Origin of the sequence: Mycobacterium scrofulaceum (genome assembly GCF_002086735.1) — a bacterium.
In the GTDB taxonomy this organism is placed as follows: Bacteria; Actinomycetota; Actinomycetes; order Mycobacteriales; family Mycobacteriaceae; genus Mycobacterium; species Mycobacterium scrofulaceum.
In genome coordinates, this window is record NZ_MVIJ01000002.1 from 152,740 (window position 1) to 167,772 (window position 15,033).

Annotated in this window: 17 protein-coding genes; 7 read left to right on the forward strand and 10 right to left on the reverse strand. The window is 70.0% G+C overall.

The window, feature by feature from the left end:
* Positions 1-28 precede the first annotated feature (28 nt).
* From BST44_RS02870 to BST44_RS02900, 7 genes are read right to left on the reverse strand one after another with little or no spacing between them, the layout of a single operon-like run.
* Positions 29-691, reverse strand: coding sequence for a response regulator (locus BST44_RS02870; protein ID WP_083174990.1), 663 nt, complete (start codon positions 689-691; stop codon positions 29-31).
* Complete coding sequence (macS, locus tag BST44_RS02875; protein WP_083174991.1) at positions 681-1,841, reverse strand: MacS family sensor histidine kinase; 1,161 nt, start codon at positions 1,839-1,841, stop codon at positions 681-683. Before macS ends, BST44_RS02870 begins: the two co-directional genes overlap by 11 nt.
* Positions 1,810-2,562: a 3,4-dihydroxyphthalate decarboxylase gene (gene phtC, locus BST44_RS02880; RefSeq protein ID WP_083174993.1), complete on the reverse strand. Its 753-nt coding sequence runs from the start codon at positions 2,560-2,562 to the stop codon at positions 1,810-1,812. The genes macS and phtC overlap by 32 nt, the downstream gene beginning before the upstream one ends.
* Positions 2,559-3,353 carry a 3-(cis-5,6-dihydroxycyclohexa-1,3-dien-1-yl)propanoate dehydrogenase gene (gene hcaB, locus BST44_RS02885; protein WP_083174994.1) on the reverse strand — a complete coding sequence of 265 codons (795 nt, stop codon included), beginning with the start codon at positions 3,351-3,353 and terminating at the stop codon, positions 2,559-2,561. Before hcaB ends, phtC begins: the two co-directional genes overlap by 4 nt.
* Positions 3,337-3,579 (reverse strand): dihydrodiol dehydrogenase, encoded by a 243-nt coding sequence (locus BST44_RS02890; protein WP_083175102.1) that lies wholly within the window; start codon positions 3,577-3,579, stop codon positions 3,337-3,339. Before BST44_RS02890 ends, hcaB begins: the two co-directional genes overlap by 17 nt.
* Positions 3,580-3,587: 8 nt before the next feature.
* Positions 3,588-4,106 carry a 3-phenylpropionate/cinnamic acid dioxygenase subunit beta gene (locus BST44_RS02895; protein ID WP_083174996.1) on the reverse strand — a complete coding sequence of 173 codons (519 nt, stop codon included), beginning with the start codon at positions 4,104-4,106 and terminating at the stop codon, positions 3,588-3,590.
* A complete protein-coding gene (locus BST44_RS02900; RefSeq protein WP_083175103.1) occupies positions 4,103-5,401 on the reverse strand; it encodes an aromatic ring-hydroxylating dioxygenase subunit alpha in 1,299 nt (432 codons plus the stop codon). The genes BST44_RS02895 and BST44_RS02900 overlap by 4 nt, the downstream gene beginning before the upstream one ends.
* 375 nt (positions 5,402-5,776) lie before the next feature.
* Here BST44_RS02900 and BST44_RS02905 point away from each other — a divergent pair, with 375 nt between their 5' ends.
* The 5 genes from BST44_RS02905 to BST44_RS02925 all read left to right on the forward strand — a co-directional run bounded on the left by BST44_RS02905 (position 5,777) and on the right by BST44_RS02925 (position 9,838).
* On the forward strand, positions 5,777-6,748 hold the full coding sequence (locus BST44_RS02905) for a Rieske (2Fe-2S) protein (RefSeq protein WP_083174998.1): 972 nt from the start codon (positions 5,777-5,779) through the stop codon (positions 6,746-6,748).
* The gene (locus BST44_RS02910) at positions 6,745-7,230 is read left to right on the forward strand and encodes a hemerythrin domain-containing protein (protein WP_083174999.1); all 486 of its coding nucleotides are present in this window, start codon (positions 6,745-6,747) and stop codon (positions 7,228-7,230) included. The genes BST44_RS02905 and BST44_RS02910 overlap by 4 nt, the downstream gene beginning before the upstream one ends.
* Before the next feature lie 61 nt (positions 7,231-7,291).
* Positions 7,292-8,047 carry a protocatechuate 3,4-dioxygenase subunit beta gene (gene pcaH / locus BST44_RS02915; RefSeq protein WP_083175001.1) on the forward strand — a complete coding sequence of 252 codons (756 nt, stop codon included), beginning with the start codon at positions 7,292-7,294 and terminating at the stop codon, positions 8,045-8,047.
* Entirely contained in the window at positions 8,040-8,612 is a 573-nt protein-coding gene (gene pcaG / locus BST44_RS02920) for a protocatechuate 3,4-dioxygenase subunit alpha (protein ID WP_083175002.1), read from the forward strand. The genes pcaH and pcaG overlap by 8 nt, the downstream gene beginning before the upstream one ends.
* Positions 8,609-9,838 carry a lyase family protein gene (locus tag BST44_RS02925; RefSeq protein ID WP_083175004.1) on the forward strand — a complete coding sequence of 410 codons (1,230 nt, stop codon included), beginning with the start codon at positions 8,609-8,611 and terminating at the stop codon, positions 9,836-9,838. Before pcaG ends, BST44_RS02925 begins: the two co-directional genes overlap by 4 nt.
* Here BST44_RS02925 and BST44_RS02930 read toward each other — a convergent pair.
* Positions 9,826-10,473, reverse strand: coding sequence for a TetR/AcrR family transcriptional regulator (locus tag BST44_RS02930; RefSeq protein WP_083175006.1), 648 nt, complete (start codon positions 10,471-10,473; stop codon positions 9,826-9,828). The two genes, BST44_RS02925 and BST44_RS02930, sit on opposite strands and share 13 nt — an antisense overlap.
* 207 nt (positions 10,474-10,680) lie before the next feature.
* Between BST44_RS02930 and BST44_RS02935 the strand changes: the two genes are divergently transcribed.
* Together BST44_RS02935 and BST44_RS02940 are read left to right on the forward strand one after the other, a co-directional pair.
* Complete coding sequence (locus BST44_RS02935; RefSeq protein ID WP_083175105.1) at positions 10,681-10,962, forward strand: DUF1876 domain-containing protein; 282 nt, start codon at positions 10,681-10,683, stop codon at positions 10,960-10,962.
* A gap of 29 nt (positions 10,963-10,991) precedes the next feature.
* Complete coding sequence (locus BST44_RS02940) at positions 10,992-11,795, forward strand: ribosome hibernation promotion factor (RefSeq protein WP_083175007.1); 804 nt, start codon at positions 10,992-10,994, stop codon at positions 11,793-11,795.
* 93 nt (positions 11,796-11,888) lie between these two features.
* Here the strand turns inward: BST44_RS02940 and BST44_RS02945 are convergent, their stop codons facing one another.
* Positions 11,889-13,013 (reverse strand): Rv2629 family ribosome hibernation factor, encoded by a 1,125-nt coding sequence (locus tag BST44_RS02945; protein ID WP_083175009.1) that lies wholly within the window; start codon positions 13,011-13,013, stop codon positions 11,889-11,891.
* A 123-nt stretch (positions 13,014-13,136) separates the two neighbouring features.
* Entirely contained in the window at positions 13,137-14,978 is a 1,842-nt protein-coding gene (locus BST44_RS02950; protein ID WP_083175106.1) for an AMP-dependent synthetase/ligase, read from the reverse strand.
* Positions 14,979-15,033 lie beyond the last annotated feature (55 nt).

Here is a 15,033-nt window from a genome sequence, read left to right on the forward strand (position 1 = left end):
CGGGGCCCTCGGCTGGCCGCCCCGCGGGTCACGGCTCTTCGTCGAGGCCGTGCTCGATGGCGTAGCGCGCCAGCTCCACCCGGTTGGCGACCTGGAGTTTCCGAAAGGTCGCCTGCACATGGTTTTCCACCGTGCGGTGGCTGAGCGAGAGCCTCTGGGCGATCTGCTTGGCGGACAGCCCCTTTGCCACGTGGCGCAGCACCTCTGTCTCGCGTTCGGTGAGGTTGGGCCGGCCGGGACCGTCGTCACGGTTCTGCGCGATGCGCCGGTATTCACCCAACACCAGCCCCGCCAGGCTGGGGGTGAATACGGCGCGGCCCTCGGCCGTCGCCGTCACCGCTTGCGCCAGTTCGGATTTGGAGGCGCTCTTGACCAGATACCCGGTCGCGCCGGCCTTGACGGCTTCCAAGACGTCGTCGCGCTCGTCGGAGGCCGACAGCACCAGCACCCGCGACGAGGGGGAGACCGCGAGCACTCCCGCGGTCGCCTGCGCTCCGTCACCGTCGGGCAGCTGCATGTCCATCACCACCACGCCGGGTTTGACCACGGCCGCCCGCCGCCGCGCGGCGGCGACGCTGTCGGCGGTGGCGACCACGGCGAACCCGGCCTCGGCCAAGTCGCGCGCGACCGCGTCACGCCAGATGGGATGGTCGTCGACGACCATCACGGTCGTGGGGGTCTCAGCGGCCATGGGCTGCCTCCCCGCGGGGGACGCGCAACTCCCACTCGGTGCCTTCGCCGGGTTCGCTGTGCAGTTGCGCGGTGCCGCCCAGCGACGCCAACCGCCCGACGATCGATTGCGAGATGCCCAGGCGCCCTTGGCCGGCCGCTTCGTCGAGCCGGCCGGCGGCGATACCCACACCGTCGTCGCGGACGCTCACCACGACGGAATCGCCGAGGTCTTCCACCAGAACGAACGCGTGCGCGTCGGGCCCGGCGTGTGCGCCCACGTTGTCCAGGGCGTTGCCCACCGCCGCGTCGAGCTCGGTGCCCGCCCGGCGGCCCAGCGGCACCGGCGTCGCGGGGAGGCTGAGCGACACCCGGTCGGATTCCCGGCGGCGCAGCAGGACGCACAGGTCGACGGTGGCGCCGTCGGTGTCCGGGTCGACGTCCGTGCTGGCCAGCCACCGGCGCAGCGCACGTTCTTGCTCGCTGGCGAGGTCGGCGAGTTCGGCGGTGGCGCCACCGATTTCGTGACCCTTCTTGGCCACCAGCGCCAGCACCTGGATGGCCCCGTCGTGGACTTGGCGGGACAGGCGTTCCCGCTCCTGCGCGGCGGCCGTCAACCGGGCGGCCTGCTGCAGCTCGGCGTGGGCGCGCCGCGCGGTTTGCGCGGCCATGCCGATCGCCAGGCCGATCGCCAGCTCGATGATGACGGTGGCGTTGTGCCCCAGGTTGAGGGCGAGATAGTTCTTGACCGCGAAATTGGTGGCCATCACCACTAGGCCCGTGAGCATGCCGCCGGCCGGGCCGAACTGGATGGCCGCCGAGATCGTGGGGTTGCTGGCCCACAGCGTCGTCGGCCAGGTCTGGTTGTCGGCCGCCCACTGTGGGTTGGTGACGATGGTGTTCGACGCCATGAGCAGGACGACGATCACGAGCTCGGCGAGCACCCACGCCGGCCGGCGGCCGAAGCCGCGCAGGTACGCGACCGCGCACGCCGCGCTCCAGCCGATGAGCACGGCGAACAGCGCCCAGCCCAGCGCGGGCCGGCGCAGATCCGGGTTGACGGCGATTTGGAACCCGGTGGCGTAGACGCAGCTCAGCAGCCGGAACACCTGCGCCGCACGCCATAACGGCGCGGTGGGATCAAGGCCGTTTTTCGCCATCGTGGTCAGCATAAATGTGGGGCAGCCGCGCCACCTCGTGGCGCCAGGCGGCGTCCGCGGTGAACGCGGGCCCCAGGTCGGGCAGGTCGTCCCAGTCGGCGCCGTCGATCTCGCGCAGGGTCCCGCCGGCGGCCCGCACCCGCAGCGACATGCGGGCCAGCGCGTCGACGCTGATCGCCTGCAGCACCGCGTGCTGCACGGTGGCCGCCGCGCTGGTGATCCCGTGCCCGCGGCAGATCACCAACGGCCGCCCACGCATGGCCGCGACCATCTCCTTGCCCAGCGCCGGGGTGCGGATCAGCACCGCGCGCTCGTAGACGGGCACGCCGCCGCGCGCGAGCCACGCGCCGGGGATGTCGAACGCGCCGTAGATCGGCCGGATCGCGAGGCCGGCCAGGTCGGCGGCGACGACGGCGGGCGGGTGCAGATGGGCGACGGCGCGGTGCCGCGAATCGGCCAGCATGGTTTCGACGTGGATGGGCAGTTCGTTGGGCACGCGGTACCCGTCGAGTTCCCCCGCGGCGCCGGCGCCGCCGTCGAAGGTGATCAGCCGGATGTCGCCGGGCCGGGTGTAGGCCACCCCGGCGTCGGTGTCGCTGCGGCAGCGGATGAGCAGGCGCTCGTCGTCCACCCGCAGGCTCAGGTGACCGAGGATGCCGTCGACCAGGCCGCGGGCGGCGGCCACCCGGCAACCCTCGGCCACCAGCGCGCGCTGCTCGTCCAGGACCGTCATCGCGGTGCGCCCAGCCCGAATCCGCCGTCGGGGCGGACGGTTTCGCCGGTGATGCCGCGGGCGCGGTCGGAGGCCAGGAACACGAAACTCCACGCGTGGTCCTCCCCGGAGAGCGCCACGTTGAGCGGGGAACGCGCGGCCACCTCCCGGGCCCGGTCGGGGGTGTCGTCCAGGCGGACACCGTCGAGGCCCAGGCTGGCCGGGCCGCGCAGGTCGGTGTTCAGCGTGCCGCCCGGGGCCACCCCGTTGACCCGGATGTGCGGCGCCAGCTCGTGGGCCAGGGCGGCCACCAGCCCGCGGACGGCGAACTTCGACGACACGTACAGCGCCCCGCCGCGCCCGGGATAGAACGACGACGCGGACCCGGTCAGCACGATCGAGGGCCCCGCCCCGGCGCGCAGCCGGGGGAGCGCCGCCTTGACCGACTGCAGGTGGCTCAGCACGTTGGCGCGAAACATCTCGTCGAACGCGTCCGGGAGGTCGCCGGCGTCGATGTCGCCGACGCCCCGGTAGAAGTCGAAGATTCCGACGCAGTTGACCAGCGTGTCCAGCCCGCCGTGCGCGTCGACCGCGGCGGCGACCGCTCGTTCGTTGGCGTCGTGGGTGATGGCGTCGCCCTCGACGACCGCGACGCCGGACAACTGCTCGCGCAGCCGGTCGCACTTCTCCGGATCACGTTCCAGCGCACATACTTTCGCGCCCTCGGCGAGAAACGCATCCAGCACCGCCCGGCCGATCCCCGAACCGGCGCCGACGACCAGGGCGCGCTTGCCCTCAAGCCAGCCGGTCATCGCCGCCCTCGGCTTTCCCGGGCAGTAGCGGCGCGCCGCACTTGCCGACCATGGTCGCCAGTGTGCGGGCGTTCTGCCACGTCAGCGCCTCCAATTCCAGCGCGTCGAGGCTGATCGACCGCCCGGTTCTGGGTGCGCTGATCAGCAGCCGCGACCCGTTGCGGGTGTCCATCCGCCGCACCTCGACTTCGGCGAATTCGTTGGCCACCACGATGAGTTCGTCCATGCGTTCGTTCACAGGAACACCGCCAAGTTCTGCATCCGCAGCACCGACTCGTCGACAAAGATGTTGCGCCGGGCCAGCTTCCAGCCATCGTCGCACCAGCGCAGCAGGTCCTCGCGACCGCACGACAGCACGGCGCTTTCGGTCACGTCGCCGCGGCTGCGGAACAGCAGCTCGGCCGACTCGACCAGCAGGTGTCCCGGGTTCTCGCCCTCGAAGGTGCGGACGTTGGTGATGAAGTGCCGCAGCCGCGACGGCGGATCCTCGGCCCAGGCGTGCTCGGTGCCCAGCCGCGCCACCCGCTGGCTCAGCGAGTACTTGTCCTCGTCGAAGTGCGCCATCCCCGGCGAGGTGTCGAATCCGGCGCCGCGCGCGGTGGTGACCCGCACCGGCATCACGTAGCGGACGTCGTCGGTCAGCGTCGCGAGCCACGCGTCGTACCGCTGGGCGTCCAGCAGGTAGGCCTCGTCCACCAGGAACTGGTGGGCCTGCAAGTGCCGAGAATCGTTGAACGCCAACGGCTTCCTCATGCGCGGGCCCCTTGCAGGTAATCGGCCCACAAGTTCAGCAGCGCGCGCTGGTTGTGCTCGTTGTAGCCGACCTGCGCGCGTCCCGGACCGTGGAACGACTCAGGCGGCAGCGGTTCGACCACGGGGCCGCCGTCGGGCAGCAGGCCCATCCGGCTGTTGAGCAGCAGCCGCCGCGCCATGGATCCGCCGGCCGTCGTGGTCAGCGACACCCAGTTCTCAACGTCGTCCTGCTCGAACATGCCGGTCGAGCCGAAACACATCAAATACGCCTTGTACGAATCCTGTTTGTACTGGTCGGGAGCGGCGGAGTCCACCGCGAACCACGAGCAGACCTCGGTTTCGTTCTCGCTGATCGGCTGCCAGAGCCGGATCGAGATGAACGGCAGGGTCTCGTCGGCCCGGCCGTCACGCACCTTGGGCCAGTTGTGCACGAAGCTGAGATTCGGAAAGCAGGTGGCGGCCGAGATCATGAAACCGTCCTCACCGACCATCCGCTGTTGCCGCGGCGTCCAGACGCCTTTGACGCGGCCGATCATCTCGTCGGGATAGCCGACGTAGCGCATCCTCTCGTCGAAGCTGCCCGGGGGAAGTTTGTAGGTGGTGCCCCCGCCGCGGTGCGCCCAGTAGGTGGCGCCGTCCTTGCGCTTCTGCGCTTTCGGCTCGCGGAACAGGCCGATGTCGACGATCGACGCGTGGGTGTGCGGCGTGTGGTACATGTCGCCGGCGAAGTTCTCGGCACCGATCTTCCAGTTGGCCTTGATGCGCCAGCGCTGCGGCCCCCGCACTTCCAGGCCCCCGGCGCTCTGTTTGGTGTAGAAGTCCAGATAGAACCTGAAGTCGCCGAGGAAGTCCTCGAGCGGTTCGGCGTCGGCGTCCATGTTGATGAACAGCAGGCCGTTGTAGCTCGCGAATTGCGGTGCGAGCAGCAAGTTTTGGGTGCTTCTGGGGTACCCCTCCTCGCCGCCGTAGGCCTCCCGGTGGAACGGCAGGCCGGTGAGCCGGCCGTCGTTGCGGTAGGTCCAGCCGTGATACGGGCAGCGGAAATTGGAGGCGTTGCCCATCTCGGCGCGGCACACCTGCATGCCGCGGTGCAAGCACATGTTGAACAGCGCCCGCACCTGGCCCCCGGCGTCGCGCGTGATGATGAAGGAGTCGTCGAGGACCCGGCGCACGACGTAGTCGCCGTCCCGCGGAATCTCGGACTCGTGCGCCACGAACGTCCACGCCCGGCCGAACAGTCGCTCCTTCTCGAGCGCGAACAGTTCCCTGTCGTTGTAGACGTGGGCGGGGATCATCCCCTCGCGGACGGCGGCGAATACGTGGTCCAGGCCGTCGATGGCCTCGCGCCGGACTGTCACGGTAACCGCCTCACGCCGCCGTTTATCTGCTCTGCAGAGATGCCTTCCGCTAAGTAGAATCCCGCATCCACCCGCCGCCGGTCAAACACCCACGGATAGTGCCGCTCACCCGGCACTATCCGTGGTCAGGTATTTACAAGAATGCTTTGTGGTAACTCACAGGTTGCTACCAAACACGCGGCCAGAATGCCGGGATACGGTGGTCACGTCAGCTCTGCTGCGCAGGTGAGCGCGCGGTTAACCAAGGGGTAACGAGTCGATTCTGCGTGCGTTGCTATCCGTCGGCGGCGCATCTGAGGGAGGACTGGTGCAATGGCTGCTCGATCACCGGATGGTCGGTTGCAGAAACTCGGAGCGCGAGTGGTGTCCGCCATCGGGCGTCAAGAGTGGCTGGACCGGCCGAGCTACCGGTTCGAGCACCTGCTGAGCTTCGCATTCAACGGCTTGGGTAGCGCGCGCAACACCGTTACCAACGCGCTGCACGGAGTGTGGCTCGGCCACCCGGTGCACCCGCCCCTGGCGTCGCTGACGAGTGGCGCGCTGGGCACCACCGTCGCGCTGGACGCCCTCAGCCTGCTGCCCGGGCAGCCCGCGACCGAGGTGCGCGACGCGTCGAAGTTCGCGTCGCGCGCCCTGGGGGTGGGGATCCTGGCCAGCATCGGGTCGGCCGTCACCGGCGTCACCGACTGGCAGCACACCCACGAGGCCGACCGCCGGGTCGGCGCCGTGCACGGGCTGGTGAACCTGGCCGCCACCGCGCTGTACGCGCAATCCTGGTGGGAGCGCCGCCGGGGCCGGCACGGCCGCGGCATCGCCCTGACCGCACTCGGTTACGGCATCACCGTCGCGGGCAGCTACCTCGGCGGGGCGTTGGTGTTCGAGTCCGGTGTCGGCATCGACCAGTCGGGCGCGCGGCTGCGTACCACGCAATGGACGCCGGTGCTCCCCGCGAGTTCCCTGAACGGGAAGCCGGTGCGGGTGGAGGTCGACGGGGTGGGTCTGGTGGTGTGTCAGACCAAGCCGGGGGAGGTCGCGGCGTTCGGGGAACTGTGCCCGCACCTGGCGGCTCCCATGGCCGACGGCTGGGTCGACCGCGGCCGGCTCGTATGCCCTTGGCACGGTTCGTGGTTCGCGGCCGAGTCGGGAGACGTCCTGCGCGGCCCCGCGGCGGCCCCGCTGCCGTGCTATCAGGCCAGATTGGTCAACGGAATGGTCGAGGTTCGAGGCGAGCCCGAGCCCGCGCTCGGTGGAGCGGCGGGAATCGGAGAAGGGGAAGGCAAATGAACGCTTACGACGTCCTGAAAGAACACCACATCGTGATCAAAGGCCTCGGTCGCAAGATCAGCGAGGCGCCGGTGAACAGCGAAGAGCGGCATGCCCTGTTCGACGACATGCTGATCGAGCTCGACATTCACTTTCGCATCGAGGACGACCTGTACTACCCGGCCCTCAAGGACGCCACCAAGCTGATCGCGGTCGCCCACGCGGAACACCGCCAGGTGGTCGACCAGCTCTCCGTTCTGCTCAAGACTCCGCAGAGCTCGCCGGGTTACGAGGACGAATGGAACTCCTTCAAGACCGTGCTCGAGGCGCACGCCGACGAGGAGGAGCGCGACCTGATTCCGGCTCCGCCCGAGGTGAAGATCACCGACGCGGAGCTCGAGGAACTGGGCAACAAGATGGCCGCGAAGATGGAGCAATACCGGGGCTCCGCGCTGTACAAGATGCGGACCAAGGGGCGCGCGGCGCTGGTGCGCTCGCTGTAACGCCGGCCGCCCCGCCCATTCGCTCCGGTGCGCGGGGCCGTCCAGAGTAGCGTCTCGACTCATGAACCCCGGGTGTGTCGCGTCTCAGGGTGACATCACGGCCGAGATCGCCGCCATCGCAGCCGAATACCGGGGGAGCGAGGCGCTGCCGCGGCTCGACTACCCGCCCTACCGCGGCACCGCCCTGCGCCACCCCAACCAGCCCCTGGTTTCGGTCGATCCCGAAGAGGTCGAACGCTGGGCGCCATGCTTCGGCCAGCAGGACGTGGACCCGCTCGAGGCCGACCTGACGGCCGGCCACCCGGGCCCGCCCCAGGGGGAGCGCTTGATCGTCGCGGGGCGCGTGCTCGACGGGTCGGGCCGACCGGTGGCGGGGCAGCTGATGGAGATCTGGCAGGCCAACGCCGCCGGCCGCTACCGCCACCAGCGCGACCGGCACCCGGCCCCGCTCGACCCCAACTTCACCGGCGCCGGGCGGTGCCTGACCGGGTCCGACGGCTCGTACCGCTTCCTGACCATCAAGCCCGGCCCGTACCCGTGGCGCAACCACCGCAACGCGTGGCGCCCCGCGCACATCCACTTCTCCGTCTTCGGGACCGCGTTCCCGCAGCGCCTGGTCACCCAGATGTACTTCCCCGGCGACCCGCTGTTCGACCTGGACCCGATCTTCCAGTCCGTCCTCGACCCCGCCGCGCGCCGACTCCTGATCGCCCGCTACGACCACGACCTCACCGAGCCGGAGTACGCGACCGGCTATCGGTGGGACGTCGTGCTGGGCGGTGACGCCCGGACGCCGACCGAGGCCGACGATGGGTGAATGTGCGTGCACGCCAGGGCAGACGGTGGGCCCCTTCCTCGACCTAGGCTTGCCCTATCCCGGTGACAGCGCCCTGGTCGGCGACGGGCGGCCGGGCGCCCTCCGGCTGCGCGGCACGGTCTACGACGGCGCCGGCGACGGCGTGCCGGACGCCCTGGTCGAGCTGTGGCAAACCGACGGCAGCGGGCGGATAGTGCGACGGCCCGGTTCGCTGCGCCGCGGCGATCGCGACGATGCCGCGTTCACGGGATGGGGTCGCTGCGCGACCGATCCCGCCGGTCATTACGGCTTCACCACCGTGGCGCCCGGCTCGGCGGGCGACGGGCGGCCGCCGTTCTTCGCCCTCACCGTGTTCGCGCGGGGCCTGCTGGACCGATTGTTCACCCGCGCCTACCTGCCCGGCGGCGACCCGGGCGCCGATCCGCTGCTGGCGGGCCTCGACGCCGGGCGGCGCGCCACGCTGCTCTGCGTCGCCGAAACGGATTGCCCGGGTTACCGTTTCGACATCCACCTGCAGGGCCCGCGTGAAACGGTGTTCCTGGCGTACCGGGACGGCGGACGATGACCAACCTGTTGTGGCCGGGAGACCATCGCGCCGGCGAGCACATGAGCGACCGGGCGCTGCTGGCGTCGATGGTCGCGGTGGAATCCGCCTGGCTGGACGCCCTGGTGGCCGCGGGCCTGGCGCCCCGGGAGTGCGACGGCGCCGATCTGCCGATGTTGTTGACCGCCAACGATTGTGAAGCCGTGGCGGTCGCCGCCGAGGGCGGCGGCAACCCGGTGATCGGCCTCGTCGCCCTGCTGCGGGAGCGTGCCGCGCCGGCCGTGGCGCCGTGGATTCATCGCGGCCTGACCAGTCAGGACGTCCTGGACACCGGACTGATGCTCGGCGTGCGCGAGGTCGCGGGCGAGCTGGCCGCGCAGCTCAGGGGCCAGGCCTTGACGCTGACCGAACTCGCGGCCCTGCACCGGGGGACGCCCATGGTGGCACGCACCCTCACCCAGGACGCGGCGCCGACCACGTTCGGGGCGAAGGTGGCCGGCTGGCTGAACGGCGTCGTGGACGCCTTCGAGGGGTTGGCCACGCTCACCACACCCGTCCAGATCGGCGGGGCCGCCGGAACATTGGCGGCCACCACCGAGCTCGCCGCGCTGGTGACCGGCACCGACGACCCGGCCGTGGTCTCCGCCGGTTTGGTGCGTAACGCGGCAACGGCGTTGGGTTTGGTCGCCCGGTTCCCCTGGCACACGACGCGGACCCCGGTCACCGCCGCCGCGGACGCGTTCGTCGGCTGCACCGACGCGTGGGGCCGGATCGCCGCGGACCTCGTCACCATGGCCCGCCCGGAGATCGGTGAGCTGAGCGAGCCGGGCGGCGAGCACCGCGGACGTTCGTCGGCGATGCCGCACAAACGAAATCCCGTGTTGTCCATCCTGATTCGCCGGGCCGCGGTGTCCGCGCCGCAGCTGGCGGCGACCCTGCACACCGCCGCGGCGCTGGCCAACGACGAGCGGCCGGACGGCGCATGGCACGCCGAATGGGACACCCTGCGCACCCTGGCCCGGCGCACCGTCGTCGCCGGGTCGCAGTGCGGCGAGCTGCTGGCGGGGCTGGCGGTGCACGCCGAGCGGATGTCGGAGAACCTGGACGCCGCCGACGTGTTGGGGGAACAACAGGCGATCGCCGAGCTGGTCGGGGAGCCGCCGTCGCCGACCTACTTCGGTGCGGTGGACCGGCTGATCGACGAGAGCCTGGACCGCGCCCGGCGAACGCTCGGTCAGCGCTGGTAGATGCTGGCCAGCCAGATGTGCAGCAGCGTGTCGACCGCCCGGTCCTCGGGCATCGCCTCGTCCTCGGCGGTGAACGTCGCGGCCATCACCCGCTCGCTCAACATGTTGAGGGCGACCGACAGCTGTTCGGCCGGGACGGTGTCGGGGGCGGCGCCCCGACCGCGCTCCGCCTTGATGGCCGCCGTGGTCAACGAGATCCACCGCTGCATGAGCGTGGACCACAACTGCCGCACCTCCGGGTTGGTCGCCTTCGCCGCGGCGCCGGCCACGGCGACCGCCGGATGCGAACCCGACACCTCGAAGAACGCCTCGATGCGCGCGCGCCACAGCTCCGCCGGGTCGCCGGAGGAGATGCCGCCGAGCGCCCTGAGGGCCGCCTGCGCCTTGCTGTTCATCTGGTCGAGCAGCGACAGCAGCACCGCGTTCTTCGACGGGAAATAGAAGTAGAAGGTGGGCCGCGAAATCCCCGCGCCCTTTGCTAGATCGTCCACCGAAAAGTCGGCCAGCGGCCGTTCCTGCAGAAGCCGCTCCGCGGTGGCCAGGATCGCCCGCTCCCGGTCGTCGCCCGAGTGCGGCGCCGACCGGCGGCCCCGCGAGGCATGCAGGTACTTGGTCTGTGTCGGGAGGTTGGACACGCCCGTTACTGTTGGGCACGCCGATATACGCGAACGAAACTGTCGATTAAGCCCAGCAAGAATGTCGATTAAGTTCGACGCCTTTCTTCGCGGCCGCCGAGGCATTTGCTGACCCGATTCCCCGCGCCGGCCCGGCCGACGAACGGCCCCGCGATTCGGGACTTCCGCCCCTACTCCGGCCCGTGGCCGGAATGGTCGCATCTGGTGATGACGAAGAGCGACCAAGGCACGAAGTCGTGCCACATCGACGTGCTGGTCGAAGAGCGCGAGGAGAAAACCCGGGCCAAGGCGCGGCTGTCCTGGGCGGGCAGCACGCTCGTCGGCGTGGGCGTGGCGCGCCTCGACCCGGCCGACCCGCCCGTGGCCGCGATCGGTGACGAGCTCGCCATCGCGCGCGCCCTGTCCGACCTGGCGAACCAGCTGTTCGCCGCGACATCCACCGACATCCGGGCCAGCACGCACGAACCCGTCACGGGTCTGCACCGCTGAGCGACCGCGACCAACAGCGAGAGCCACCGATGAGACAACGCCCCGACCTACCGGCCGTCCTCGACGTCCAGGTGACGACGCACGGCCAGCTGCCCGGCGCCGACGACTATGCCCGCACCAAGATCGGTGAGCTCGGCCACCTTTGCCACGAACCGGTGCTGCACGCCCACGTCAGGCTGAGCGAGCACGGCGACCCCGCGGTGGCCCGCCGGGTGATCGCGCAGGCCAATCTCGACGTCAACGGCCGACCGGTGCGTGCGCAGGTGGAAGGCGTCACCGCGCGGGAGGCGATCGATCGTCTCGAGGCGCGGTTGCGCCGGCAATTGGAACGCGCCGCCGAACACTGGGAGGCCAAGCGGGGCGGTGTCCCCGGCCGCGGCCCCCGCGAATGGCGGCACGAAACGGAGCCGACGCACCGGCCGAAGTACTTCCCCCGGCCCGAAGGCGAACGCCGAATCATGCGGCACAAGTCCTACAGCCTGCCCACCTGCACGGTCGAAGAGGCCGCGCTGGAGATGGAGCAACTGGACTACGACTTCCACCTCTTCACCGAGGAGGGCACCCGGCGGGACAGCGTCATCTATCGCGAAGGCCCGGCCGAATACCGCCTGGCACAGGTCGATCCGGCCGCCGCCGACGAGCTGGCGCCCTTCCAGCTGCCGCTGACCATCAGCCCGCAGCCGGCCCCGCGGCTGACCGTCGACCAGGCCATCGAACGGATCGGGCTGCTCGGGCTGCCCTTCATGTTCTTCGTCGACACCGCCCGGGACCGGGGGAGCGTGTTGTACCACCGCTACGACGGGCACTACGGGCTGATCACACCGGCCAGCTGAACACCGCTAGACCAACTGAATCCGCGGCGGTCCCGGCATCCCCCTGTCCGGGACCGCCGCCTCAAAATCTTTGCGGCTCAGTATTTTTCGCTCTTATGCGCCGCGACGGTGGGTCCTGTCGCCCGCGGCGTAGCGCAGCAGCGCACCCACGCCGTCCGCGGGCGCGATCAGCTCGCCGGCCCGGGTCAACGAGGCGCCGACGGCGATCGCATTGAACGGCAACGCCTCATCGGCGCGGGCGACCCGCCCCACCGGTTCGCCGAGTTCGGACAGCGCGTCGGCGTCGGGCGCGATCGTGGTCAGCGCCGTGCCGGTGACCACGGTGGCGTCGGCAAGCTCGCCGACGATCAGCGTGGCGACGTTGCCGTCGCGCAGTGCGCGGCAGACGGCGGCGAGGCCTTCGGCCGCGCGCCCCGAGCCGCGGCCGACCTCCGCCTCGAAACGTTCGGCGAGGGCGGACATCTCGAGGCCACGGCGACGGGCGAACTCCTCGCCCGTCAGTTCGCTCAGCTCTTCGTCGTCGCAATGACTCTTCCGGGTCCCGGCGTGCAGCTGCGACACCCGCTCGGCCACCCGCTCCGGCAGCTCGGCCGCCAGGTCCGCAAGCGAACGCACCTCGCCACACAGGAACACCACTTCCGGGTCCGCGTCGTCCACCAGGCGCGTGAGTTCGTCGGCGACCGCGCGGCAGTTCATCCGGATGGCTTCCTCGGTCGTGTGCTGCAGGTCGCCGTAACCGTTCCAGCCGGCGGTGACCGGTTTGTGCACCGGATAGCCGCCGCCGTCAACGGTTTCGGAGCTGACCGTGCCCCCGCGATGCAGGCTGATGTCGGCCCCGGCGCGATCGATCGCGGCGAACACGTAGGTGGGACGCCGCATTTCGGCGTCGATCAACGGAACGAGGTATGGGTAGTCGGACAACCGGATCACGGTGGCCGGCGGCGGGCTGAGCAGCTTCTCGTTGATCAGTACCTGCTCGGCCGTCGCGATCACCGCGCGGCCGCGCCGCCCGACGGTCGGCCGATGGTGCAGCACAGCCTGCTCCACCATGTCGACGATGTCCGCACCCGCGCCCATGTCGTGCAGCTGCTGGCGGATACCGTGCCACTTGGCGTCGAGCTGCTCGGCGGCGTCCAGGGTGTCGTGCGAGTCGTCGAAATACACCGAGGCGAACGGGCCTTTCGCTTTGACCAGCCATCTGAGGCGATCTGTTTGCATGTCATCCCTCTCCACTGCTGCCATTGCGGCTATGCGCCAACCGTAGGAACGACGGCCGCGGCTCCACGAGAGTCGTTAGCCCCGAGATGCGGGTCTTAGGTCCCGGGTGAAAGGCGCGGGCCGTCATTGCGCGTAGAGGGCCTCGAGGCGATCGGCGAATTTGTCGATGACCACCTTGCGCTTGAGTTTCATGCTCGGCGTCAGATCGCCCGACTCCACCGTGAATTCGCGGTCGGCGATCGCGAACCTCTTGATCTGCTCCCAGCGGTTCAGCTCGGCGTTCAGCGCGTCGATGTATCCGGCGATCAGCTCCTGTGTCTTGTCGTCGTGCGCGATGTCGGCGAAGGACTTGCCCGCCAGGCCGTTCTTGTTGGCCCAGTCGGTGATCGCCTCGGTGTCCAGGCTGATCAGGGCGACACAGTATGGCTTGCCCTCCCCGTAGACCACGATCTCGCTCACGTACGGGCAGGCACCTTTGAAGCGCGCGTCGATCGCCGACGGCGCCACGTACTTGCCCTGCGACGTCTTGAACATGTCCTTCTTGCGGTCGGTGATTCGCAGGAACCCGTCGGCGTCGATCTCCCCGATGTCGCCGGTATGGAACCATCCGTCCCCGTCCAGCGCCTCGGCGGTGGCGTCCGGCAGGTCGTGGTAGGCGGTCATCACACCGGGCCCCTTGAGCAGGACCTCACCGTCTTCGGCGATCCGCACGTCGGTGGCGGGGAACGGCCAGCCGACGGTCCCGAATCGATAAGCGTTGGGGCGGTTGATAAATGATGCCGCCGCGGTTTCGGTCAACCCGTAGCCCTCGAGCACGATGATCCCGACGGCGTCGAACCACTGCGCGACATCGCGGTCCAGCGCGGCGGCGGCGGAGACGAAGAAGCGCAGGCGGCCGCCGAAACGCTCCCGGATCGTGGTGAACACCAGCCGGTCGGCGACCTTGTAGGCCAGCGACGACGCCAACGAGGGCTTCTTCCCGGCCTGCCGGGCCTCTGACACCTTCGTGCCGACCCCGATGGCCCAGTCGAAGACCATCTTGGTGACCTTGCCGCGATCGGCGGCCATGTCCTGGATCCGGGCGTGGGCCTTCTCGAAGATGCGCGGCGCCGCGCCCATGATGGTCGGCCGCAGGGCCGCGAGGTTGTCGATGATCCGCTCGACGCGGCCGTCGATGGCGGTGGGGAAGCCGATCTGCAAGGGCAACGCCAGCATCACCTTGCCGAACGCGTGCGCCAGGGGCAGCCAGAGGAAGTTGAGGTCGTCGGGACCGAGGATGTCCAGCGAATCGATGGCGGCGGCGGTGTACGTCCACGCCCCGTGCGTCAGGCGCACGCCCTTGGGCCGGCCGGTGGTTCCGGAGGTGTAGATGAGGCTGGCCAGCTGTTCCGGGCCGACGGCCGCGACCCGCTCGTCGACGGCGTCGGGCGTGTCCGCGAGCAGTTGCTTGCCCAGCAGGTCCAGATCGGCCAGCGAGATCACCCAGTCGCCGTCGCCGTTGCCGTCGATGAGGACGACCTTGCTCACGTCGGGCAGTTCGGCCCGGTGCTCGAGCAGCTTGTCCAGCTGGGTCTGGTTTTCGGCGATCACGACGCGGCTCCCGGAATTGGCGACGATGTAGGCGACATCGGTCGCGTTCGTCGTCGGATACACCGTGGTGGTCGCGCCGCCGGCGCACATGATCGCGAAATCGGCGAGCACCCACTCGTACCGTGTCGCGGAGGCGAGCGCGACGCGGTCCTCGGGCCCGATGCCCAGCGCGATCAGCCCCGCGGCGAGGTTGGTGACGCGTTCGCCGACCTGCTGCCAGGTCACGCTCGCCCAGGTGTGGTCGAGCGGGTACCGGAAGGCCTCCGCGTGGGGGGTGGCGGCGACGCGATTGACGAACATCTGTGCCACGGATGGCGCGCGGTTCTCGATCTTGCGGAAGTCGGGCCTCTCCATTGAGGCCAACGGTGCTTTCATGACGCGATCCATTGCTGCCGAACGGATACCGGGACGTGGTCGATCCGGTAGGTAC